This is a genomic window from Peribacillus glennii, from assembly GCF_003429105.1.
In the GTDB taxonomy this organism is placed as follows: Bacteria; Bacillota; Bacilli; order Bacillales; family DSM-1321; genus Peribacillus; species Peribacillus glennii.
In genome coordinates, this window is the sequence record NZ_QVTD01000003.1 from 537,922 (window position 1) to 562,139 (window position 24,218).

The 24,218-nt window shown below is 35.3% G+C and carries 14 protein-coding genes and 1 pseudogene; 2 read left to right on the forward strand and 13 right to left on the reverse strand.

The genetic code is table 11. From position 1 onward, the window contains the following. Positions 1 to 230 precede the first annotated feature (230 nt). From D0466_RS04130 to D0466_RS04145, 4 genes and pseudogenes are all read right to left on the reverse strand, one after another. Positions 231 to 1,127 carry a hypothetical protein gene (locus tag D0466_RS04130; RefSeq protein WP_117321283.1) on the reverse strand — a complete coding sequence of 299 codons (897 nt, stop codon included), beginning with the start codon at positions 1,125 to 1,127 and terminating at the stop codon, positions 231 to 233. A gap of 230 nt (positions 1,128 to 1,357) precedes the next feature. Next, positions 1,358 to 3,832, reverse strand: a complete 2,475-nt coding sequence (locus tag D0466_RS04135) for a restriction endonuclease-like protein (RefSeq protein WP_117321284.1) — start codon at positions 3,830 to 3,832, stop codon at positions 1,358 to 1,360. Next, positions 3,804 to 6,521: an AAA family ATPase gene (locus D0466_RS04140; protein WP_407675601.1), complete on the reverse strand. Its 2,718-nt coding sequence runs from the start codon at positions 6,519 to 6,521 to the stop codon at positions 3,804 to 3,806. Before D0466_RS04140 ends, D0466_RS04135 begins: the two co-directional genes overlap by 29 nt. 135 nt (positions 6,522 to 6,656) lie before the next feature. After that, positions 6,657 to 7,051 (reverse strand): annotated as a pseudogene (locus D0466_RS04145) (nucleoside triphosphate pyrophosphohydrolase). Positions 7,052 to 7,297: 246 nt separating this feature from the next. On the opposite strand from D0466_RS04145, the gene D0466_RS04150 reads away from it, so the two are divergent. After that, a complete protein-coding gene (locus tag D0466_RS04150) occupies positions 7,298 to 7,720 on the forward strand; it encodes a very short patch repair endonuclease (protein ID WP_117321285.1) in 423 nt (140 codons plus the stop codon). A gap of 149 nt (positions 7,721 to 7,869) precedes the next feature. Here D0466_RS04150 and D0466_RS04155 read toward each other — a convergent pair whose 3' ends face one another. The 9 genes from D0466_RS04155 to dcm all read right to left on the reverse strand — a co-directional run bounded on the left by D0466_RS04155 (position 7,870) and on the right by dcm (position 23,019). Beyond that, a complete protein-coding gene (locus D0466_RS04155; protein WP_158555818.1) occupies positions 7,870 to 8,772 on the reverse strand; it encodes a PD-(D/E)XK motif protein in 903 nt (300 codons plus the stop codon). Next, positions 8,750 to 9,481 carry a hypothetical protein gene (locus tag D0466_RS04160; RefSeq protein ID WP_117321287.1) on the reverse strand — a complete coding sequence of 244 codons (732 nt, stop codon included), beginning with the start codon at positions 9,479 to 9,481 and terminating at the stop codon, positions 8,750 to 8,752. The genes D0466_RS04155 and D0466_RS04160 overlap by 23 nt, the downstream gene beginning before the upstream one ends. Further along, the gene (locus tag D0466_RS04165; RefSeq protein ID WP_117321288.1) at positions 9,481 to 10,425 is read right to left on the reverse strand and encodes a hypothetical protein; all 945 of its coding nucleotides are present in this window, start codon (positions 10,423 to 10,425) and stop codon (positions 9,481 to 9,483) included. Before D0466_RS04165 ends, D0466_RS04160 begins: the two co-directional genes overlap by 1 nt. Beyond that, positions 10,418 to 12,427, reverse strand: a complete 2,010-nt coding sequence (locus D0466_RS04170; RefSeq protein ID WP_117321289.1) for a hypothetical protein — start codon at positions 12,425 to 12,427, stop codon at positions 10,418 to 10,420. Before D0466_RS04170 ends, D0466_RS04165 begins: the two co-directional genes overlap by 8 nt. Continuing rightward, positions 12,427 to 15,324: a Z1 domain-containing protein gene (locus D0466_RS04175; RefSeq protein WP_117321290.1), complete on the reverse strand. Its 2,898-nt coding sequence runs from the start codon at positions 15,322 to 15,324 to the stop codon at positions 12,427 to 12,429. Before D0466_RS04175 ends, D0466_RS04170 begins: the two co-directional genes overlap by 1 nt. A gap of 2,232 nt (positions 15,325 to 17,556) precedes the next feature. Further along, positions 17,557 to 18,828 carry an LlaJI family restriction endonuclease gene (locus D0466_RS04180; RefSeq protein WP_142919886.1) on the reverse strand — a complete coding sequence of 424 codons (1,272 nt, stop codon included), beginning with the start codon at positions 18,826 to 18,828 and terminating at the stop codon, positions 17,557 to 17,559. After that, complete coding sequence (locus tag D0466_RS04185; protein WP_158555819.1) at positions 18,812 to 20,329, reverse strand: McrB family protein; 1,518 nt, start codon at positions 20,327 to 20,329, stop codon at positions 18,812 to 18,814. Before D0466_RS04185 ends, D0466_RS04180 begins: the two co-directional genes overlap by 17 nt. A 334-nt stretch (positions 20,330 to 20,663) precedes the next feature. Continuing rightward, positions 20,664 to 21,566 carry a type II restriction endonuclease gene (locus D0466_RS04190; protein WP_142919887.1) on the reverse strand — a complete coding sequence of 301 codons (903 nt, stop codon included), beginning with the start codon at positions 21,564 to 21,566 and terminating at the stop codon, positions 20,664 to 20,666. A gap of 268 nt (positions 21,567 to 21,834) precedes the next feature. After that, entirely contained in the window at positions 21,835 to 23,019 is a 1,185-nt protein-coding gene (dcm, locus tag D0466_RS04195) for a DNA (cytosine-5-)-methyltransferase (RefSeq protein ID WP_117321294.1), read from the reverse strand. A gap of 808 nt (positions 23,020 to 23,827) precedes the next feature. Here dcm and D0466_RS04200 point away from each other — a divergent pair. Next, the gene (locus D0466_RS04200; protein ID WP_117321295.1) at positions 23,828 to 24,121 is read left to right on the forward strand and encodes a hypothetical protein; all 294 of its coding nucleotides are present in this window, start codon (positions 23,828 to 23,830) and stop codon (positions 24,119 to 24,121) included. The last annotated feature ends 97 nt before the right edge of the window (positions 24,122 to 24,218 follow it).

Here is a 24,218-nt window from a genome sequence, read left to right on the forward strand (position 1 = left end):
CTAAATTCTCATCAACCATTGCAAACACATCATATGGCCGCTGTAAAAATAAATCTTATAAATCCTTTTCTGTCATTGTTTCTTCCACTAAATTATATTGATTGTTGTTTCTATAAAAGTTTGATGGAAACATATTTAACTCCTTTTTCACCACTTTAAGAAACGGAGACAATCCATAAAATCAGGATTGTCCCACTAACCTGGTTTTCAAAAATTGTGTTTCAGTGTTTTTATTTAACGATCCGGAAATTGACTTCAACTGTTTCATAGGCGTCCCCGGTTAATATCCCCATCTCAACTTTCCCCGGTTTCACAGCCTTTAAGGAGCCTCCAATATTGAGAAGCGGGCCACCTTTTCCAGGTAAGACACTAGGCACGATATAAAATCTCATTCGGTAGTCGGTACTATCTGTTTTGGATTTTCGAACAATAGAGAATTTTTCACCCAATTCCATGGTAATATTCTTATTTCCCGAAATATATGATTTTCCATTTTTTCTTTCCAGCATAAGAACATGTTTTGCACCACCAGCTACTTTGCGATCGTCTGCCCCGTTGCCTTTAAATCTATTAAACTTACCCTTCTTGTAAACATATCGATGATCTACATGGGATAGTCCATGAACAAGGAATAGCTCCTTATCAGGAATTAACGGTTTTATCTTTTTCCCGTCCGTCGAACCATAGACGATGGGAGTCAGGGAAAAGTCACTGCCCCATATATAGCCGACAACCAGCTGTTCCTTTTTATCATCCAGCAATTTTCCCTTGGTAATGTATGTTAATGCTCTGTATGTATATATCTTGCCACTGTCAGTAAACTTATTCACAATACGCCATTTCTTTTCGGAACTGTCGTATTGAAACACTTCTAGAAGGGTCTTATTAATAAAATCCGTCCCCGTTTCAAACCCATAACTGGAAACAACAATCTCTGGCACCTTTTTCCCTGTAAACTTAATTGGGTAAGCCTGATAAAATTTATACCCAGGAATCTTCCTTTTTTTTACGATACTCAATTGTTTATTCACTATCTCCTGCTCACTGCTGGGTTCGGCATAGACCGATGGTTGAAAGTTTGTTGCCAGCAATATTGCAAAAATAATGGATAGTATTACTTTTTTCATTCCTATTCCCCTTCCTTACATACACTTAATAGTTTGCTACCTTTTGAACGCTGCATATACCCGTTCATAAAATGTATCGGCTTTATGTATATTTATTAAATAACAAAAAAAACGACTATCTCTTGGATAGACGTCTTGATAGTCTGATTTAAGGTTGTAGCATCTATTTTCACATCTCACAGTTTTTTATTATTAAGAACATTATAAACCAACTCTATACCACGCTCTCATTATATAAATGCGAGAATCTTCTTAAACACTAATGAAGGCTGATTCACTAACAAATCCAGGGGAACTGTTTCGATCTTATGATTTCTTATCAGGTTGATAACATCATTATTTCTATTAATCTGAATCTTGATATTTTTAAAAGAGAACTGTTCAACTATAGAGGCTTGATCAATTGTTGTATGATCTAATCCAATCTCAATCTTGTCAGATATTCTTCGTAACATCCGCCAGAGTGTGGTTTCTTCTCGAGTTTTCATGTATAGTTCTGGTAACTCTTCGGCGTCCTTTAGCAAGGATAAAGTTGTCACCATATAAGTGGCAATACCGTAGTGTACTGGTTTAATTAACTTTAAGTTGTTCCATAGTTCGACGCTAAAGCGAATATATTCTTCTTCCTCTCGCCTTACTGTACTAACGTAATTTATCTTGCCATATTCAGAAATACCGTTCGGCACGCCTATCCCCGCTTTAACATACAATGCAATATACTTAGCTTCCTGCCAACCTTTTTTCAACTGCTTGACCGGTATCTCGTAATATCCATTTTGTATAAATCCTTTATACTGTTCAAAATCAGCTACTAGGCCTACAAGTACTTTTTCTTCTAAACTTGAGGTCCATGCTTCCTTTGTGCCCCTAGGGAGTATACCTTCCTTTTGAATTTCTTCTGGACTTTTCTCTATTAATCTTTCAACAAATTGTTCAACTAGATCGGTCGCGTTTGGTAAAAAAGGCAATCCGCCAATGTTTACTTTATCAATACTTTGATAAAAATGATGCTGTTCATAATCCGCTTCATCATACCAAGGAAACAATACATAAGCGCCAAAGGCTGTTCGTTCATATGGTCCTTCATTCATGACAACAAGTGAATCTCTATAACGATGCATAGTATTGATGTCATCCTCCATTGGTCCTGGATTGTGATAACGATTTTTGTAATAGCCTCCATCTTGAGCATAGTCAATCCGATACTTAGCATCAAAGATATAATTGTAGGAATAATCCTTCCCCTTTTTCTCAATGCTAAGCATAGTATCAGGTTTCTGTGGTATGGTGGGGAGTTGGATTTCGTATTTTTGATAAGTTAATGTGATTTTCTCTCTCGTAACTGGATGTCTGTATACACGTTTTGCTGTTCGATTCGATTCTAAATTAACAAACAAGCCCTCTCGGTTCACTTTAATAATATCCTGGCTTAGTAATTCGTACTTTTTATTTAGTATTTGGCCCAGTTTTAAGAAGGTCCAATATTCGTATAAAGTAGCAACATCCTTAACAGACATTTGATATAGCTTTCCCTGTAAGACTAATCCCTTAGAAACTGTTAAATAAATTTGGAAAGCATCCCGATAACCTGGGGCCATTTGCAGCACAAGACTCATAACCGATCGGTCAAGCTTTTGAATGTTGCGCCAAAACGGATTATTGAGTTTTCCTTTTAGTTGCTTAATCATGTGACTAATAAGTTCGACTACATCTGTATCAGGCTCCTGAACCCAGGGATTATTTCTGTTTACAATTGTATCTTTTAAGTCTTCCAATTTATGAACTAACCGTTGAATCATCCATTTTACATAGCGATTTTCGAGCGTGTCATATGTTAGTTCTTTCTTTATTTTTAACCCCTGTTCAGGCATAAGCGATTTACTTTGAAATAAAATTCCGCGATCAACCTCAACAAATAGATTGGCCCTCTTTTGTAGATAATTGCGTGTTTTAGAATCTAGTTTGCCAAGTTGGTCACCGCGAACTTTTTCATGAAAAGTCTGTAATATATGATGTGGTTGGCGTTCAATTCTTGCCAATGCTTGAATAAAATGTTGAAAGTGAGTACGTATTAACCGGTAAAACTCTGTTCTAGATGGCTTACCTTCAAGTTTAATGCTAGCCCCTAAATAAGTTTTTCTAATAAAATGATAAGCTAAATTATAAATCTCATCATTTACCTCTTGTAGAAGTGCCTTGTAATCCTGTTTGTAATCAAGCTTGGCGGGAAAAACCTCTATGGTAACCTCGAGAAGTGTTTCGCCGTCTTCCTTGCGGATTTCAAAAGTCGAATAACCTACCTCGTTTTGAAAGTGAAGATTTCCCATTAATATATAAGAAGGACCGATTTCGACTCGGCTGATCGCTTGTCTTAACTGTGGATGTTCATGATAGAAAACTAATTGTCGATCAGTTTTTGGAACAACAATTACTTGATAAATTCCATTTTCAAAAAATATAGGACGGAGCTCTATCTCCCCAGGCTGTACCATGTCTTGAGAGTTAACATCATATACCGTGACATCCTCTATTCCATTCCCGTGTAATGAAAACTCCATGACATCATGATAATCCATGACTCGATACTGCTTTAAACCTTCATATCTGGCATGATAGGGTTTACCTTTTATCACAAGTGAAAAGTCCGCAGCTTGGATGACCACTAACTCAACATCTTCACGAGATCCAGAAGGAAGTGAAGCCATCCTCTTGCAACCTCCTTAACATCTCTACAACTTTTGCTGCACTAGCAGGGTATGGCGCATTCTTAAAGTCATATTGGACATCAAGTTCTTCAACATATTCCATTCTGGTAAAAAGAGAAAATAACTCCTTCAGTAGAGTTTCAACACGTCCGTCACTCCCTGCAATACGTGGTAAGATCTTTTGTAAAATACAATGATCAAGTGCCTGTTCAAACGGCATAAGTTGGCTTTCTTCATTATAAGAAAGATAAAAGCAAATTTCGTCTCGAACACGATAACCGATATGAGCATTTATTCTTTGTAGGGCATTATTAATTAAAATAAGCTCATCTGTAATAGTTTTAATCAATTGTTCGTTAGATTTATAAGCATCCTTGAGATGCAAATATTTAGATGCAAATAGCTCTTGGTTCACTTTCACTGGCTCTATTTCATCCAACTCTTGTAAAAACGATAAATTACCTAACTCTACTCGATTAAACTCGATTGTATTTGCCCGATCCAATACTTTCTTGCTAAAAGGATGAGTTGTTTCATCCATATTTACCGTTCCGATTATATAGAGATTATTCGGGAGTATAATTTTCTTGCCAGCTGTTTTTTCTGACAATAGAGTGGATGAAACCATTTCCCCTTCATCCCACTTTCGACTCTCCATCACACTTAAGAGGTCGCTAAAATAATACTCAACACGAGCAAGATTCATCTCATCCAATAGTACAAAATAAGGCAAATTCTCATTTTCTCTAGCATTAAGAATCACTTCAGTTAATTTACCCTTCTTAAAATCCCCCTTAATATCAACATATCCAAGTAAATCAGAACTGTCACTCCAATCAGGTCGTACCGGAATTAAAGTAAATTGGCCATTCTTTTCTGTAGCGCCTACACTCTCAGCAAACCATTGTACAATTTTCGTTTTCCCTGTGCCTGATATACCTGAAATAATAACGAATGGTTTTGTTTTGAGGGATAAAAAGAGATTGATGACTTCTTCTTTTCGGTAGAAAAAACCTTTGTTGGCAATATATTGATTTATGTGATTTACAAGATCAAAAATAGTTATTTTTATCTGTTCCTCTCTAACTAGGCTAGCAGATGGTGTTAGTGTATATCTCCCATCAAATTTGTTATCCAAGACATTCCACTCCTCATCCACCAGTCCTATTTCTTTAAACCAATTTAATATATTTCTTGTCCTATTCTGTGCCACGGAATGCACCATTAAATTTGAACCCAGTGAGTTTCTTACAAGAACCATCCCAATTTCAGTAAGCAAGTTGACTTTTTCTGCTTTTCCAATTCCGGTTAATAGAGATAGTAACTGATATGTTATTTTTAAGTATGGATGTCGTAGCATTCTTTTTGAAAGAAATACATCCGTATTTCTAGTATCAATGTATTCATTTAAGATTTGTTGCTGAATTTTATATTCTTCACTTAGGAACCCTAGTATTTTCAATCCCTGCCTGGCACGAAGTTTAAGTCGTTTAATCGAATCCTCTTTAAATTTTTGCGATATTGTTTTCGGATCAAGCTCTTCATTTATAATTTCAGTTAATAGTTTCAATGTTTGTTTCAAAGTTGACTCAGGGAGCCGGTCAGTAGTAAATTCTTTTAATTTTATAAAATAATTGTTATCTTTTAATTCTGTTTCTACAAATGGCAACTCATGAAAAAATCCCATAATGAAACTAGAACTGCCTTTAGTCTCGATAAAGTCTTTTGTAGAAGCTGATCTCACTTTTATAAATTCCTCCCATGCGGTTAGAAGGAAATCATAAGTAATAAAAGAAAATGGGTTTTTCTTTTCTCCTTTGGTAAACTTCTCTCTTGAAGTCTCATTTTCAACATATATTCCTGCATCGTTTACCTTTGTTATCCAGTTAGGGTTATTCGTACTCAGAGTTCTAAGTTCATTTTTATTTTCTGCTAATCTTTTTAAAAGTAACTTTATTAACTGTTTGTCCTCTGCTTTTTCGTCCCCACTTAAAATATCTACTTCCATTCCGGTATTAACTCTGGTTAATAAATCTTCCATTTTAACATATTTAATTGGGTTACCTGAACCTTTATGTATGTCCCTTACATTATGTTCGTGAAGTTTGGAGCGAATTGATTCTTCAGCAAGTTCCCCAATAAGAATAAATCGGCCAATATTATCAGGATGCACATCCTTCTCATAACCAGTAAGCCTATAGACTTCTTTAATTTCATTATTATAAACAGCACAATAATATTTTATTTCACCAGAACTCAATCTGTTTTCTGCAATTATCCAGCTAACACTGGTTGCATGATATAACTCTTCCGATGTGATTTCTGCCTTATATGATACTCCAATTTTTATCAATATAGTGTCTTCTTTAGTCACACTTCCTTCTCCTCTTGGTAAAATTGTTTGTAACTCAGAATCATAATAATGTTCGATATACTTTTTCAAATGATTTAAAGCTGAGCTGTACATTCTGTGTCCCTTATCATTTTTCAATTTAAACTCAGGATTTTTCATGATTTTCTCAATAATCGCCGGCTCAGTTAAATCGAATAAATTTACGTTTTGCTCTATTCCATAATCCGTTAATTCGGATGATATCGTATCAATTGCTTTAGAATATCTCCCAACTGAATATGGATTTATGTTTACATAAGTTTTTAACCATTCAGCAAAAGCATCTCTATTCTTCATTAAAGCATCACTCTCTCTAAAGGCATTTCATTGATAATAATTATGGGTTAAAAGGTTAGAAATGGCTATAAAAATTGCAGATGATTCTTGCATATACACTTCTTCGGACAAGGATTTAATTGGTCAATAATGGGATCATTTTGTTTGAGGATGATGACCAAATAGGAATTTCCCATCCTTATTCATGTTTATTGTGCCAGGCAATTTACCATCTTCAATCTCTATTAAAAACATCTTTTCTTTAAAACCCCCCGTTCTGCAGCTTTCCTGTTTCGCACTTGTTCGACTTCCTGAATGGATGAACCATGATATTCAGTAAATGCGTGTATGGTCTCCAGCAAATCTGCCAGTTCTTCTATAGCTTCATTAATTTTTGAGGGAGCCATATACTCCTAAAGTTCTACATAACTCTTCTTCTTCAATTAATCTATGTATTCCTCATCATTTAAAATTATCGTAGAAAAACTTTTACCTTTACTTTCAATGACTTGGGGTATATGATCTCGGACAAGCTTGTTATAGAATGGCATTATTTTTCCCCCATGACGAAAATTTTTCTTTTATTATACCAAATTGATATTTGAAGAAATTAGTTTATTCTGTGCACCCTGTCCATTAATTTAACTTTAAGCTTCCTTTTCACAAAGAATCCGGTTGAATTTTCATACAGGTTTTAGTTAGAGAGCTTTGAATGAATTAAGGCTTAAAGGATGTTAAATTCTAAATTGTATGGGTAATTTAGTATTATCTAACTTACCCTAATGGATGTGAGATATATGGCAGATAAAATAACAAAAGAACAGAGATCGAAAAATATGCAGGCTATTAAATCCCAATCAAAGCTGGAAAATAAAGTGACTAAAGCACTTTGGCATAAAGGATTTCGATTTCGAAAAAATGCTAAACTTTTTGGCAAGCCGGATATTTCTATACAAAAGTATAAAATAGTAATTTTTATTGATTCTTGCTTCTGGCACTGCTGTCCTCTACATGGAAATATCCCTAAATCCAATACTGATTTTTGGACTAAGAAACTTGCAAGAAATAAAACCAGAGATGTTGAAGTAAATGATTATTATATAAAAAAAGGATGGAAAATCCTGAGGATTTGGGAGCATGAATTTAAACAAAACTTTAGTCTGGCAGTTGAAACTATTGCTGATTATATAAAAAAAAATAGTGATGTTATCTCAAATTAGATAATTAAAACCAATATATAAAAAAGCCTTGATCCATCTTTCTTCTGATCAAGGCTATACATATTTAATAATTGTCCTCTTCTACCACTGAGCCGGGTTTTGATTCAAACCAGTTTATGTTCACGTTTTTAGTACATCATCTGGTTCTGTTATAATTCATTTAGTTCAATAACTTCCCCATCCAAACCATCTAAATCTAATTTATATATAATGCCACTAATATGTTTAGGCATTTGTCCACCTATAAAACTTTCTGGTACTATTTTTGGAAAGTTTTCATCAATTTCATATTTAATTGCTTCAAGAAGGCGGTATGATTTTGTACGAACTTCACTGCCAATTGGGTATTTTAGTTTTTCGAGTGCACGTTCGATCTTTGATTCCTCTACATCCAATTCTATTAATTTAGTGACCATATCTTGAATCGAAATACCGTTTAAAGCAGGCTCAAAACGAAAGAATAACAAATAGTTTGCTTTCAACTGATATTGACTATTAATTGTAATGTGTGAACCATAACGTGCCGTTGTCGATTTCACTTCATAGGAACCATCATTGTAATTAAAATCAACAGAACCGCCGAATGGTCCAACCCATGAAACGTCTTTTTTTTGTTTCAGCAAATAATAGTAACTTATCATTTCTGCCAGTACACTATAGGCTGCTTTTTCTATATTCGTATTGCCCATAAGTACTTTCATTGCATGCCACCAGGAAATCGGATTCTGTTGGATTTCCTGATACGATTCTGCATCGGCAACCTTCTCTAAGAATGCGGCACAAATAAATGCAAAATCCTCGTATAACGTAGGGTGATCAGATAAGAGCATTAATAAATGGTACTCTTTACCATCGATTAAATATTCTTTTGTATAATAAGAAATGCTGGCGAACTGCTCATTTACATGTTTATCTGCCGGGATTTCAATGGCTACACCTTGAAAACTATCAAGTTTCACTATCCAATAATACTGCTCTTTTAATATCATGGACAGCTTTGCATTAGTTCGAAAATATGCGAAACCTTCTCTAATTCTTTGTATTGTTTCCATATAATTGACTCGTTTCTCCAATTTTGCTAAAATCATTTAAAAAATACTTATACAAATCTGATACATATTTTTCTATACCGCCTTCTACTAAACTCGGTTCAATCATATTTAATCGTGCTGTGTTTAATTTCAACACTCGACGAAATAATTGCGGCACTTTACTACTGGCATTTACTTTATATTGTCGCATTATTTCACGTGTTAGTTCCACACGATAACCACCACTGCCTGAACGGTCAAGTAACTGAGAAAGTTCATCTGAAGAATTATCTTTTAATATTTCGATTGTTTCTTCCTCTGTTCCTTGCCATGAAAGATGTATATACCACCAAATACTTTTCAGCCATATGCGGCGTTTACCTTTATAAAAACGCTGATCATTCATCCCAAAACGTTCATATACTAAGTCAGGAAAAACTTCCAACGATAAATAACGCCACATTTCATCCTGAGCTGCCAGTCTTTCGTTAAAACCGTATTTTTCTTTAAGCACTCGGTATAATATCAATCCCATATGCAAATCAAATGCATAGGAGTTAATTTTCTTCATTTCATCCGATAAAAAAGATTTCTGTTCGTTTATCAGGATTTCACGAAGCCTATCAAACGGTGCTTTCACTTGGCGTGGTGCACAGGTTTCCGGTTCGGCCTCTATTTGCTGGAATTTAAATTTTGCCTGGGCTTTCGTATAGACGACATTCTCCCACACTACATTTCACCTGTCTTCACTCTTGTCTCTAAATCTTTGCGTATAGACATCGCCAACTTTTCGGGTGTATCGAGATCCCAATTTAGTGTTGTTTTAAAATAATGCATGACCTGCCCAATAGACCCTTCCTCGCAGTTGTTCCCATTCTGTATATCCTGCCAATCCGGACATTCCATAAGGTTTTGTAAAATAAGCTGCAGGGAGCCTGCTAAAAACTCTACATACAATGCTTGGTCAAGTTTGGTTTTAGGTTGCTGAATCGATGAGAATGCAGCATGCGCTTTATTTAAATAGATTGCGATATATTCTTTATCAAACGGTTCTACTAACGGCTCTGAATAATTGAAATCGACATACCATAAAGGTTTATCCGGTTCATTAACAATCACAATCGGGAACGTAGAGCCAGAACCATCCAGAATTACAACCCATTCTATTAACTTACCCAAAATTGTACCTGTTAGTTTTGCCTGTCCCCGCATTGTATTTTGGCTTGCCTTTTTTAAATACACAATAAGCGAAATATCTACTTCACCAAATAATTTATCATTTGGGAAATAATGGTCAATGGGTATATTTACATTATTTGGTGTTATACTTGTAATTGTTGCAAGCGGTATTACACCGCGCTGAGAAGATTGCTTTGACATCCATTGTACTGCAAGCCCTAACTCTGCATCAGCATTGACCAATTGCGTAGGGCCAAACAAGCTGGACGGACTCCCTAATATTACATTACCTGAAAGCCCAAACCCTTTTTCTACAAAGTCCCAGCTATCATTATCATTACTCAATAATGTTTTAAAATCATAGTCTTCGGCTTGATTGAGGACGTGATTTGAACCATCTTCATCTTTATAAAAGAACTGTACGCCTGTCGAGACATTTAACAACTCTTCCATTGCCTCATCATAAAGCCGAATCATGCTAACCTTATTAGCCATTGTCTACACTTCCTTCTGGCTTCATCAACATTTCGACTTGTACATGAGGGTCCATACAAGTGAATTCTAGAATCCCTGTACATTCTACCGGCTCATCTTTTTTCTCAATACTTACAGCATGCAACACTTTACTGTCACTTTTTTGAGAAATGGACCTACCAAATAGACCCACCGTATCCGGGAAAGAGATGCGGGTAATTTGTGCAGGGAATGGTGTTCCTACACTATCTTCTGATTCCCAATCTGCTGCGGAGATTTTTCCACCTTCAGAAGCAATAAATAACTCAATTGTAAAAGCAGAAATATTTTTGGCCAGTTTCAATTGAAAAAGAACTTCTAAAGCACCAGTATCTAAGTATCTCTGTGATATAATCGTGAAACTATTGCCTCTACTTCTGCCTTTATTAGCAGGTGGTTTCGTTCCTCCAGCGTGATTGCGACTGGAAGCACGACGACCAAATCCGGTCGGTGGTAACAGCATCTTTCCCACATTACGTGCTAATATATTCATACCTTGCTTCTCTTTTACTTCTTCTTTGTTTTCATATGACGCTTTAATTTTCCGCCGTACCTGTGAGCGAATTTTCTCAACAATATCAAGCGGCTTATTTTTTATAATAATGTCTGTCCATGAAGTGTGATCGGCCATCTCACTTTTTCGTAAATACGCCTCTAAATCCACGACATCATTATCCGGATTCAGTAATTTCGTGTTGGAGTTTGGCACAAAAATAGCGACTAAATATTCGTGCTCTTCTGTGGCACCAAGTCCTTTACACCACTCTCCATCCGTTTCATAATTGACAATCATTCCTGGTCTTCTCGCATAAGCCATCAAGGGTGCATTTTGCTCACCTAACGGATTTTTTTCATTAACACAGGTAAACGGACTGGGACCATTAAATGGTGCCAGCATATCCAGCTCCTTCTTAGTGAACTTTTTATATGCTACCCGCCCCGCATTATTTACTTTATTGTGTTCAAAATAATTACGAATTTGAATATCATTGACAAAATAACGATTAGTTTTACTTCCGATCACTGCTGCGTTGTACATCATTTGAAGCTCAAGGAACAATGGTAAAAAATCATCCTTTTCCAGTCTCTCTCCATTGACATGTCCGTCTAAATATTTGCCATACATATATTTTTTATTAGCTAAACGCGGTGCATACCAACGTTGAATTGCCACACGTATATAATCTGCTGCATTCGATTCCCATGGTTTGTTTTCTCCTGAATTAATTTCATGCTTAATCAGTAACTGCTGTTCATCGATAAATGGAATAATTATTTTTGTACCCAGTCTCTCTCCCTCAAACGGCTCTAGAGAAAAGGACTTTAATATATCACGAATCATCACTTCATCTGTAATTGGTATTGTATCGTGACTATCTGGTGCAACGCGTTGGCCCCACCATGCAATTCCGCTCGGGACTTTCCCGTAAGTCTTTGGAATTATCGTATCTGATAATTTCTCGTTTTCTACTAATGTAACAGCTAAACGATGTTCATACTGACCATCGTCATTTAAAATATGAGAATAGTAAACAACCAGTCCAATACCTGTTCGGAAATACACAGTCTTCCCTAATCCCCAGGACCCGCCGGCACCTGGGGTATCTTGAGCCATACTAATCCCATAAATTAATTTAAAAATATTGCCATTTGGCGAATTTTTAAAGTCTAATGAACCCGTTAATCCGGTTGTGTTGGCATCTTCAATATAAATTGCCTTGTGCGGGGAGGCTCCAAACTTATTAATTAATAGATCTGTAATTCCATCTAAATGCCTGGCAAAGTTTGGGACATCGATATTTTTGATGCCAATGTCCACATACACAGAATCGTGCCCCTCTACACTAATACCCGCATCCAGACTATTTTGTACAGCTTCACGAACAAGTAAATCCAAAATCGGTAAATCGTTATTTTGAATAAGTTTTAATAATGAATTGCCGGATTGGGACATTTTCCCGAACTCTGCAATCTCGATTTGCATTACTCTTTTCCTTCTTCCGCTTCTGACTCTCCCATAGGGTTTTCAATACGAATTGACAATTTTGTCGCTAAATTTTTTCCAGAACGATACCCCGGCACAAATATACTAACACCAATTAGATCTTCTGAAGCATTTAAGTCATAACGTTTTTTAGCTTCTATTGTATTTGGCTTTTGTTCTTTATCTAATTTAGAATCTTTTTCAATACGATATAAAAGCAGCTGAGGCGTTAAACCAAGACCGGCAGCTTTTCGTAATTCATTGATAACGCTTTTCTTTGGTTGTTTTAGATCAATTTCTTCTAATTGATCCTCGATTCGTGCACGCTCTTCTTTCCCGGTTTTCGTAAATTTAAATTTCTCTGGAATAGCGTCATACATCTCTTTAGTCATATCTGCATATAAATCCGAAGGCGAACGTAACACACCAATATTAATAATTTCTCCAGTTGCCGAACCAAGTCTAGTACGTTTAATCAGTCCCACACCACGTCCGCCGATTTTCCATTGTTTATTGTTATTGTCCAACTTACCGCTGCCGGATAATGTGACATTCCAATTCGTAAAGCCGGCTTCCGCTTCTTTCTTTTGATACCAGTCAAAGAAGGTTTCCATATTGGAAAAATCGCTCTGGTCACTAAACTTGAATTTACGGAAAAAGTCATCCAGTATTTGTTGGAACGGCACATCTTCCCAATAAAGACCATGACTATTACGTGTTTCTTTTGGTAAGCCAAGATGATCTAAAAAGTGCTCCGTAACTTCGATATTTTGGCTTTGAATGGCCGCATTATCATCAAAAATAATTGTTTGACTTGATGTGCCAGAGAAGTCCAAATCGATTGCCTCTGCATTTTGCATACGATTTTTCGCTGTAATACGGAGCCACGATAGTTTTGGTGAATTTTTTATTTTGGGCCCGTATTCGTTTGCACCCATACCTTCCAGAATATATGTTTCAATATCCTCGCGCAGTTCTTCTTCAAGGGTCGCCATAAATCTGAACTTTGCCTCTGTAACAGTCGTCAGCCAAATACGCGGGAGCATTTCATACCCTTTTCGATAACCAAAAAAACGGCCCATTTGAAGTAGTGTATCAGCTTGGGAAGTAGTACGAAGGAAATATGTGCTCACTAACCCTTCAATTGTTAAACCACGAGATAACGTACTACCGCCAATAACAATAAATGCTGGTGCTGGGGCAGGGTAATTCGGTGATTTGGGATCTGGATAAGCTAACCGTACATGCTCCATATCTTCCGTGATTCCATTATTTGCACAGTTATCGATACATAAATGAAGACCGTCATGATATTCCAATCGTTTTGTATCTTCTAACACATTAATATGAGAAGGATGATTCCGGATTAAACGTTTCAGCTCCTCTTCTATTTTTTCAAATAGCGGGTAATCTTTCACATCCACTTTATTTGGATACACCTCAAATTCCATTTCAAAGTCTTCTTTAGTAAACTTTTTCTGCTCCTGTTCATAAAGCACCCGACAAGCTTCAATGATTTTCACTTTCGGTGTACTTAGGAAATAACTGTTGATTAAATCCGCAAAAATTCCATGATGTAATTGCTTTTGACTCGTATGAACAAGCATGCTGATCGGCTTTTTATATTTACGATAACGCATAATCGAAGTAGCTAATAAAAACCAATGGAGTGCATCTTCAAATGATTGCGGTAAATATTCTTCCTCTCCTTTATGAATACTATTGACTAAATCACGTTCACTTGTTGTAATTTCTCGTATAATTGGCAACCCGCGATAATATTCATTATTCTCTAATCCAAAAATTTGTTTTGCACCAAAGTATTCTTTAGCCGGATTTAATACGGCGACAAAATCATGTGGATACAGAGACTCTTCAGAAGCTTCATTCAAAAAGTTTGCGTAAGGTGTAGCTGTGTAACTGATGTAATTCATACTTAACGGTTTCGAACCATCATTAGCCTGAATGTTCACCAGCTCTACAATCGCTTTATTCAACGCTGTACGTTCTGATAATGAATCATTTACATCATTTGTATTGATTCCACCCTGGTCTGATTCATCATCAATGATTAAAATACGCATCTGCGAAAGCTTTTTGCCATCTTCTTTTAACCAGAGAATTAAATCATTTAACCGTGTTTTATTTTTCAGGCATACATTTAAGTAACGGTCACGTGACCCTTTATTTAATAAAAGGCTGCTTACTTTATGTGAAGAACCGAGCTTTAATGAAAGCTTACTTAAACGTTCCCAGGAAAGCCTGCCTGCCATTTTTAAATCGCTCATAAGGCGATCTTCTGTTTGTTTTCGTAAATTTTCTATTGTTCCGGATAAAACAATGAATAAATTAAAATCCCAATCAGCAGCCATTGCCATTAATCCAGCCATACTTGCTGTTTTACCCGATTGTACATGACCAATAGTTAAACCTTTAATCGGATTATGAGTCTCTACACGAAGCTTTCTTAAAATACTTATTGTCGTATTTTCAATGTCTTTTACCGATTCATCAGTCCAGCCTTGTCCTAATAGCTTATTCTTGTATAATTGCCAGCTACTCTCTGCGCCACCTGGGATTGTCAAATTATTATCCTGACGGCGACTTAAAATACGATTATTAGCAATTTTCTCTTCAATCGATTGCTCACGCTCTGCTGCTTCACGCAATAACTGTACAATTGTTAACCAGAGTGGCGCATTCAGATCTTCGGGAATCATATCATCTTCCTGTAATTGTTCGAGTTTATTTTGCAGCCCTTCTTCATCCTGCTTGCCGTAATATTTAATAAAATCCCAGTCACGTCCTTTATTACGCAACTTCTCTATTGCCCTTCGATGCTCATCATATTTAGGGGAAAAAAACTCATTTATCAAATTTAGCATTTCTATCGCCACTATTATGTACCTCTCTTTCTATCTTTAAAATACTTCATTATTTAATCATAATCTATTAATCTCATTGTTAACATTCAAAATAATAAGGATCTCTCCACTATATTAAAACTGATAACATATTTTAATACAATAATGAAGAGGCTTGAATTTTATTTCAATATACTTATTTTTGGCCTGGATGCGACAAAAAAGCCTTATAAAAGGCTCTTGAATTTTATCTAGGTAAACATCTAATAGATTCTTTAAAATATTGGCTTAAACTATCTATTATCTGAAGCGACACTATGAGTTTTTTTAATGTTCGGCTTGCATATCATACGGACCGGAAGGAATTAACAATTTCAGTCGCAATTAGTAAAGGTCTTTGTAAAGCATCAATATCTACTTTATTTTACTTACCCCTCTTTAACAAACAATGGTACTTGGTCAAATCTGTTCCATATTAGTTTGCCAAAACTTAATTTTGTTATTATAGAATTAATTTCCTGGACAGACATTTTCTTTTATAGTTAGTGCCTATCTTTTCCTCTACCTTTTATTGTATTTACTGAATGGAGAATGGTAAAGCGGTTATATTTCCCTTTAGTAGATTAACTTACATTGGCTTAAAAAACACACCTACTCTTAATGGTGCCATACTATACTACATCGCTAGCTATTTAATCTTTCATGTTTCCAGTGTTAGTCTCTATCCTTAAGTTTATATTTTTAATTTCAGAATTAATAAGGATCTTTGATGCATATTCATTTACAGTATAGTGATCTCAAGTGGAATTCCTGTAAAACCATCACTGTTGGTAAAACGTTAAGTTCCTGAAAATAATATTTAATAATATAACTGCCATATTATCCATTTCCATTTGTCCTGAGTCATTATCAGTCCTGAAGGAACTTTTCTTCTTATGATTAGATTTTGACGTTTGCTTTTTCCAACTGTGCCGACAATATAGTGGTAAACCAGCTTCCACAACCGAGTCGTTCCGTTCAGGATAATTTAGTTCCAACGTTTTTTATGGGTTTACCTGAAAAACATTACACTCCAAACAGTCTAGGTGTAAATGCTAAACGGAAAGAATAACCGAGGGTCTGTTGTGAGTATATGAGTATAATTTATAAATTAGGTTAAAGGTTTTAGAGGAGTATAAACTTTGCCGGAATAAAAAGAAGAAAAAGCATAATTACGCTTTTTCCCCATTAGATTCTGAAGTATTTTAAATTTAAGTAATAGGAGACACCCCATTACATTTATATTGAAAAACTTAACCCTTGATCATGATCGTCAGCAGTAACGAGATAGCAATCTCCCTGTTTAAACACTCGTTTCATGATAGTACCATGATAACACAATTTTCTCTTTAAGCATTTTTCTGGAGCAACATTCCCACTTTTAATCAATGGTTCTTATTGCTCCTTACACATTGCATATCCATTATTTCATTTAATATTTGCCTGTATACGAGCTAACTTAACTATAAAATAAAACTTTAATACCGTGAGTTTACCTTCTTTTGTTATCGTATGCGAAACATAGTTAGCCTCAAGAGTCCTTCTTTGGTTATCTAAAACATAAACCATTAACGGTTCATTTTCCCTATTTTTCTCGAATTATTTCTTTGGTGACGGCATTAATAAAAATTACTTTATACAAAAAAACACCTCCCGTTTCAGCTAGTTTAAGGATAACCTAAAAGGAAGGTTTTACCACATGTTGATTGTGAATAAGATATGAAAGATTAATAAGTTATCTTTTGGGACTTTGTCTTCAAGATGTCTATCCACTTCTAAGTCAAATGGTGACCTCCAATTTATTAGAAGGTGTCTTACAATTAGTGTCTAGTGCTTTTTGCCATTATCATTTCAAGGCAGAACCTGACGGAGAATAAGGTAGTTATAGATCTGTTTAAGTTTTTCCTAGTTGAATTCCAGTATCAGCTGAAAATATTCGTCCTATAATTTACAATTGAATACTGTTTGAAAAAAACTGTAATTGGCGCTCAAGACAAGATCACCTAGTTTTCTAAATCAAAAATCTAATAAATTAATTTTAAGGGTTAATTTTAAACCGCACCCCGTTCCAAATGGCTTGGTGATAAACCCACCGAAAGCAGCGTGTTAGCATTAACTTATTAATAAAAATGCTCACTTTGTTTCCGCTGTATACAAAGTGGGCATTTATTTCAAAAAGTCGGCATAAAATTATATGAATTGGGAAGCTAGTTAGGAATAATATATTTAACACAGATCAATGTTCCGAACCAAAGACTCCCTAAAGTCTGATGTTCGGTAAGCACTATAGAGTGACATAGCTGTGTATGTATCAATACTATATGCTTGTATACTCCCCAGTTCTATTCTGCTGTCAATATCAACATAGCCATGGTAGAATTGTTTATCTCCTGTTGAACCTGGAAATATTAAAACATTAACTACCTTCTGATAAACCGTTTTCAGCGAAACTGCATAGAAAAACTGTTTGACCAAATCGTGCCACCCTGGGAGATTATTTGCGACATCGTAGTACTTAGCATCAAGTACATAAAGAGTGTCTTGTTCCAAAAATAAAATATCAGGTATCTGGCGCGGAGTCTTTGTCGTTCCCTTAATGTGCCATACTGGTTGAGGAATATTATCTTTTAACTGCAAATATTCACTCTTAAACACATAACTACATATCACTTCCCAAACATGATGAAAGTATGAAGTTATTAGTGTATAAAAAGTTTTTTCATTATTATTCTCACCAGAACCACTTATAAATTCAATAATATAGTTAAGCAATCGTATTTCTCGTTCCAAAAAAGTATTTTGAAGCTCACGTTGCAATACAAAAAGTGCCAATTGTTGATTAACTGGCAATTCATCAAAAAACGGATCAACTTCTATTAATACATCTACCAGCCATCCGTACTTTTGAAAACTTTTTTGCACTACATAACGATGTAAGGCATATAAAATATGCTCACTATCTTCAAAACTTTTTTCCGTCACAAAATTTAAATAGACCGGCCTGCTATTAGATATTGTGGGATTTACCTTTTTTATGGTCAAGGGCCAATTAATCTTATTACCATGATTAATCCTTTTTTTCTTGACATTCCTTCGAATGAAATTATTTTCCTTATAATCTTGTAATAGCCACAAAGCGGCTGCTACTGAATTTTCGATTTCTCCTGCGCTGCTGTTTAATTCGTTCTCTTCCTCAACCAGTTTATTTTCTCTCTTATACCTGATTAACGTAGAAACTAATACTCTGATGTGATCAATTAATTCTTTATTATCATCTGGTAACCGATAGCCTTTAGGAAAAATAATAAAGAAGGTATTATTTAAAAAAATAAATCCAGTACACTTAAAAATGAAATTTCCGTTCATCTTCTTCTCACAGTAACCCATTTGAAAAAGCTCTTCATATACAGAATCCTGATAAACAGCATAAGAATAAGGATAATTTTCAATAAAACAATGCTGTCGAATATCTTTATTATTGTTATTCATGCTGATCATTACCAAGTGGTACTACTTCTTGTGTTCCAATTGGATCTTCAGGATTCCTTTCTTCAACGTCTGTATGAGAAGTATTATCAGTATATTTACCGTTAAAAATATCCCCGTCTTCACCAGTAAAGATTTCTTCCCCATTTTTATATCGTGTAACAAGATCTGCAAAAGTTATTATATCCTGCAGGAAAAGGGCACTCCTTTGATGTCGGACAACATCATCCCATAAATAGATAAGCAGTTTAGATGCTATGCTTTCTATATTTGATGGTTCACCTTGCTTCATAAAAAATGGTCCTATATGACGGTCTTCATTAATTTTCATCCTGCCTAGTCTCTTATTAATCGTTAGTACAAAATTTTCCCAACTAATTTGGCGCTTTGCATAATAAACCTGTTCATCTTTGTGTTGACAGTTTTCAAAAGAAATAGGCATATATTCAAAACCCCATCTCCTTTTAAATGCGGAATCCATAGAAAAAACACCTTGATCGGCACTGTTCATTGTTGCTACGATACGCAGATTCTTAGGGAGAAAAAGCATTTCTCCTTCAAAATCTTCCACCTCTTTTTTTAAGTAACGATGCAACTCCGTATCTGGAGTTATACCATACTCACTTCTCCCTGTAACATCTCGGTCAAGCAGTTGAAAAAGATCGCCAAAAACTGCCGCAGCATTGGCTCTGTTAATTTCTTCAATAATAAGATAATGTATAGTTTCACTTTTATCATTTAAAGCATTAATTAAGGCAGTCGTAAATGGTCCTGGAACAAAACGATAATCAATGATTGGCTCATTATCACCAGCTTGGGTCCCATCATATGTAATAAGATTAGTACCTTCCGGTAAAGGTTTATATAATGGTAAAGGTTTATAACTACCGACAAAGTCATAATAACTATATTCAGGGTGAAAAGTAACTCTTGTTTTATTGCCCTTTGATGCATTATTAAGGTAGTGACTTTTACCGGTACCAGGTGCTCCATAGATTATAAGGTTGTATTCCATTTCTTCCAGTTCGGAATGCTGTCTCTCTTCTTGGTCTGTATCTTGGATTGCCTGGAGGATATCGGTTGTTTCCCCTTCTTCAAAGAACATATCCCACATGTTTTCTCTCATATACCCGAACCATGGATTAGAATCATCTTGCCTAAAAAATACAAACCAGATATCACCTGGAAGTTGTTCTGCCTTTGGTATCACTCTGGCTAAATAGATACTCATTTCATCTTTATCCGGCTTAGAAAACTTACAAACAATTTCTTTACGTTCCTGTGTTAACCCCTGTGTTCCCGGCCAGATATTGAAGATGATTGTTTGATCGCTGCCATCCCCTGTCCGAGGAATATTCTCCATTCCTACATTTTCAATAATAGTTTTTTTTATTGCAGACTTAATATTGTAAGTTACCTTACTTATTTCGGCAGCCGTTATTGCTGTATATGCACCACTTATACTGCCAAAAAACCTATGTTGTTTAGCATTAAATACACCTTGTCTAGTCATGTCGTCGTTCCCCATTTTTTTTATAATTATTATACTAATGTATTAACCTTTAAGCCATTATCTTTTATAATTATCTAAATTTTTAACAAAACTAAAATAAGGTTAATTTTTCAAGGATACAATTTTAATCTTAACAGATAAATTCCAATAAATTCTCAGGTGTGTACTTTTTAGTTTTATTTAAAAAATTTGGAGTCTATGTGAAAATTAGACAAATCAACCATTCGCATCAAAATCTTTTATCTGACATTCAAGATATAAAAAAATACCTGCAGGTGAAACACTCTTTTTCTAGTGTCCTACCTACAGGTACCATATTACAATCTCCCCTCTTTTAATTAATCTCAGTGATTTTTTTTTCAAAATATGTAATAAATTCGCGATATATACTTATTTCACTATGAATAGAAGTACGTTCAATCCGATATTGGTACATTTCAATTTTATCTTTATAGAATCCTTGTCCTAAATAATTTGCTTTTTTACGGGACCAGTATCTGATAATGTTATCCAGTTCCGACATAAAACTACTCAATCCATAGACTTTAGGATTATCTGCGTATTTTAAGTCTTTTTCAGAATCCGGAACTACTAAATGAACGTTATGGTTATAAATTGTATTAATTTTATTCTTTGATATGGAATCATCTAATGTCAGTAAGTACATGGACTGAGCACCTGTACGATTTAATTCTTCAGGTACTTCTGCCCATCGTTCTCTCAATGTAGTCTTCATAGAAACAAGCGCACATTTATGTTTTTCTAGTTTATACTCTTTTACCCCAGGAATTGCAAAATCCACTAATTTACCTAGACCTACAGCTTGGAAACGCTCATTACCTAAGATTCCTTGATCATCACACAAAATTTTTGAGTGAATTAATAACTTATAAATCGCATATTCAAACTCTTTGCCCGCTCTCGATCTTCTTGATTGGGTATTACTCAAATTTAAATCATATAGGTGCTGATCAAAGTTCTCAGTAAACCTACTAACAATTCCCTTTACTTTATTAACATTTGTCAGTCTTGGATCAGACAATATTTTGAGTAACTGATTAATATTACTATGTTCCACTAATACTTTCGCCATTTCAGCATTAAAATGTTTCTCCAGCAGCTTATATTCTGTCCACAAAGCATCACGCATTTGCATCACATACTCAGTAGGATTATTAAAAAAATAATCTCTCCCTTTTTTTTGAAACCCTTTATTCAAAAACGCTTGATTCACCATATCCAATGATGATGATATGTAGTTACCTCTTTGGTTCTTAAAATACTGTTTAAATTGTTGTGTGTTCACCCGTACCAATTCACCTACCAGGAATACTCTTTATAGTCTATTTCTAATTTCATTTTGTTTTATTTTTGGATGTGATTCTATAAACTGATAATTGTTATTAACAAAAAAACCATCCCCAAAAAGAGAATGGTTTTATTTTTTATTATTCACATTAATCTCCTGAAATGTCAAGAATTTCAATAAATGTTTAGGATAATTGTTATTTTATTGAAGTTAGTACCGGTTGTTCAGTAGAGTACTTAAAACCACCACTTTTTTCAATAGCATCCACCATATTTCTTGCTACAGCTTCAACTACAGGAACTGCTACTGAGTTACCAAATTGACGGTATGCTTGGGTGTCAGAAACCGGAATTACAAAATCCTTTGGGAAACCCTGAAGACGCGCACACTCTCTGGGAGTAAGTTTTCTTGGGTTTTTTCCGGGACCTTGGTCGATTAAAATTTCACTGCCATCCTTAAAGTATCTCGCACTAATAGTATTTGTATAGGTACTGTCCGCATTAAATACAGAAAAACCGAAACCATTACCCTTCTTTTTATGTTCCTCTTTTCTTCTCAAATGGCCCTCGTAAAGACGGTCTGAAATGGTGTACTTCTCATCCACTACCTTTTCCAATATGTCACCCACTCTGGTAGGCTTATTGGTAGGTTCAGGGAAGGTGAATGGAATAGATTCTCCACCAAGCGGGTTATAAAATCCGACAATATATACACGTTCCCTATTTTGTGGAACTCCGAAATCTGCAGCGCGGAGCACCTTGTAATCTACGGTATAGTCAAGGTCTTCACGTAACACCCTCAAAATCGTTTCCAGTGTTTTACCCTTATTATGCCCTTTAAGCTGTTTTACGTTTTCCAGTAAAAAAGCTTGTGGTCTTCTTTCTTTCAGAATGCGTGCGATATCAAAGAAAAGGGTTCCCCTAGTATCTTCAAATCCTTTTTTCAGGCCGGCCTGTGAAAAGGGCTGACATGGGAATCCTCCTAGCAGTATGTTATGTTCAGGTATTTGCCCAACTGGAATCTGGGTAATATCTCCCTCGGGATCATCTCCAAAATTCATTTTATATGTTTTGGCAGCAAATTTATCCCATTCAGAGGCAAACACAGAAAGGCCTCCTTGTTTTTGAAACGCGAGACGAATGCCACCTATTCCGGCAAATAAGTCAATCATCGTAAACCGGGGATTATCCGGTGCGGGGAAAGGGGGTTCCTCTGGGAAATCCATAATAGTTTTATACTCCAGCGGAGACGGATACGATTCGCCGTTCTCCCATCTTCTGAGCGTTCTGTCGCCGTTCTTCCCCAATCCCAACGCGTCTGCAAACTCTTTCTGGGTAAGGCCTAGCCTGTCCCGTTTTTCCTTGATTTCTGGTAGATTCATTGTTAATGGGTCTCCTTTAGGTCATCTTGTCCTGCTTATGACACAAATTATACCGAACATTCATTCCTTTTGTCCAACGTTTTATAGAAAAATTCAAATATGAGGTAAATTTTAAAAACGATAAAGGAGATTAGTTTAATGAATATTTTCTCTAAAATGAGTAGAAGTATGGGAAACACTTTTTATGAGGAACATTAATAAGTACTGAAAACAGTAAGCTATTACCATAGATTACGCTTATTAAAATTTTTGGGTAATAAGGTAATGTAGGATTTTCAGTACAAGCTGGTAATAATAAAAGGGTTTAATATTCAAAATATATAAAACTGCTAGTATTATAAAGGGCTAAATTTTCACTGGTTAAATATTCATAACGTCAATTCACTCGTTCCTTATATGTTATTCATTTTTCAGCATTGCCCAGATATTATTGGATTTATTTTCAGAAGTCATAGGCTGGCTATATAAAATCTTACCAAAGCTTAAACACTAAACGTCACAAATTTTCGAAAATGCCTTGTCCCTTATTACATTGAAAATACCAACGCGCTTACTAACCACTCTAGCTTCTACTTTTACATTTCTTTATAATTATTAGGGATATACAGTTGAGAACAACTTATAAAAATAGGAAAACAACTTTTGAGTCAACCAGACAGCATTGGCATTATCCTATTCACACTAGCTCAGTATTAATATTACATAAAATCTATTCCCCTTGTCCTATTTTACCTATAACCTTTGTTAATTTGGCTATGTGTATGTTAGGATACATTCTATAGATCCCATGATAAACGGGGTGAATTATTTGTTAAAAATAGTTATTTACTATCAACAAAAAGAATGCGAAATGCTGGATCATGCCATTAGCTTCGTTAATAAAATAATTGGATCATTGCAGAAAACCCATGAAATATTGGGAGTATTCTTTGATCACTATGGTGAGAGAGAAGAATTCTACAACTTTATAAATTCCAACCCAAAGCAAGTAGATGTTATTTTTTTGACCAAGTCACTTGAAGATGAATTTGATCAACGTCTACTAGAAGAGTTTGCGAGAGCGGAGAAAATCCAGATTAAATTTATTCACGATGAAGGTTAATGCCAGCAAATCTTTTAATAGTTCTGTTACCATAACCAAATAAGAAACGCGCTTGAGTAATTGATACGCGTATAGCCTATGATTTCCCTGGATAATG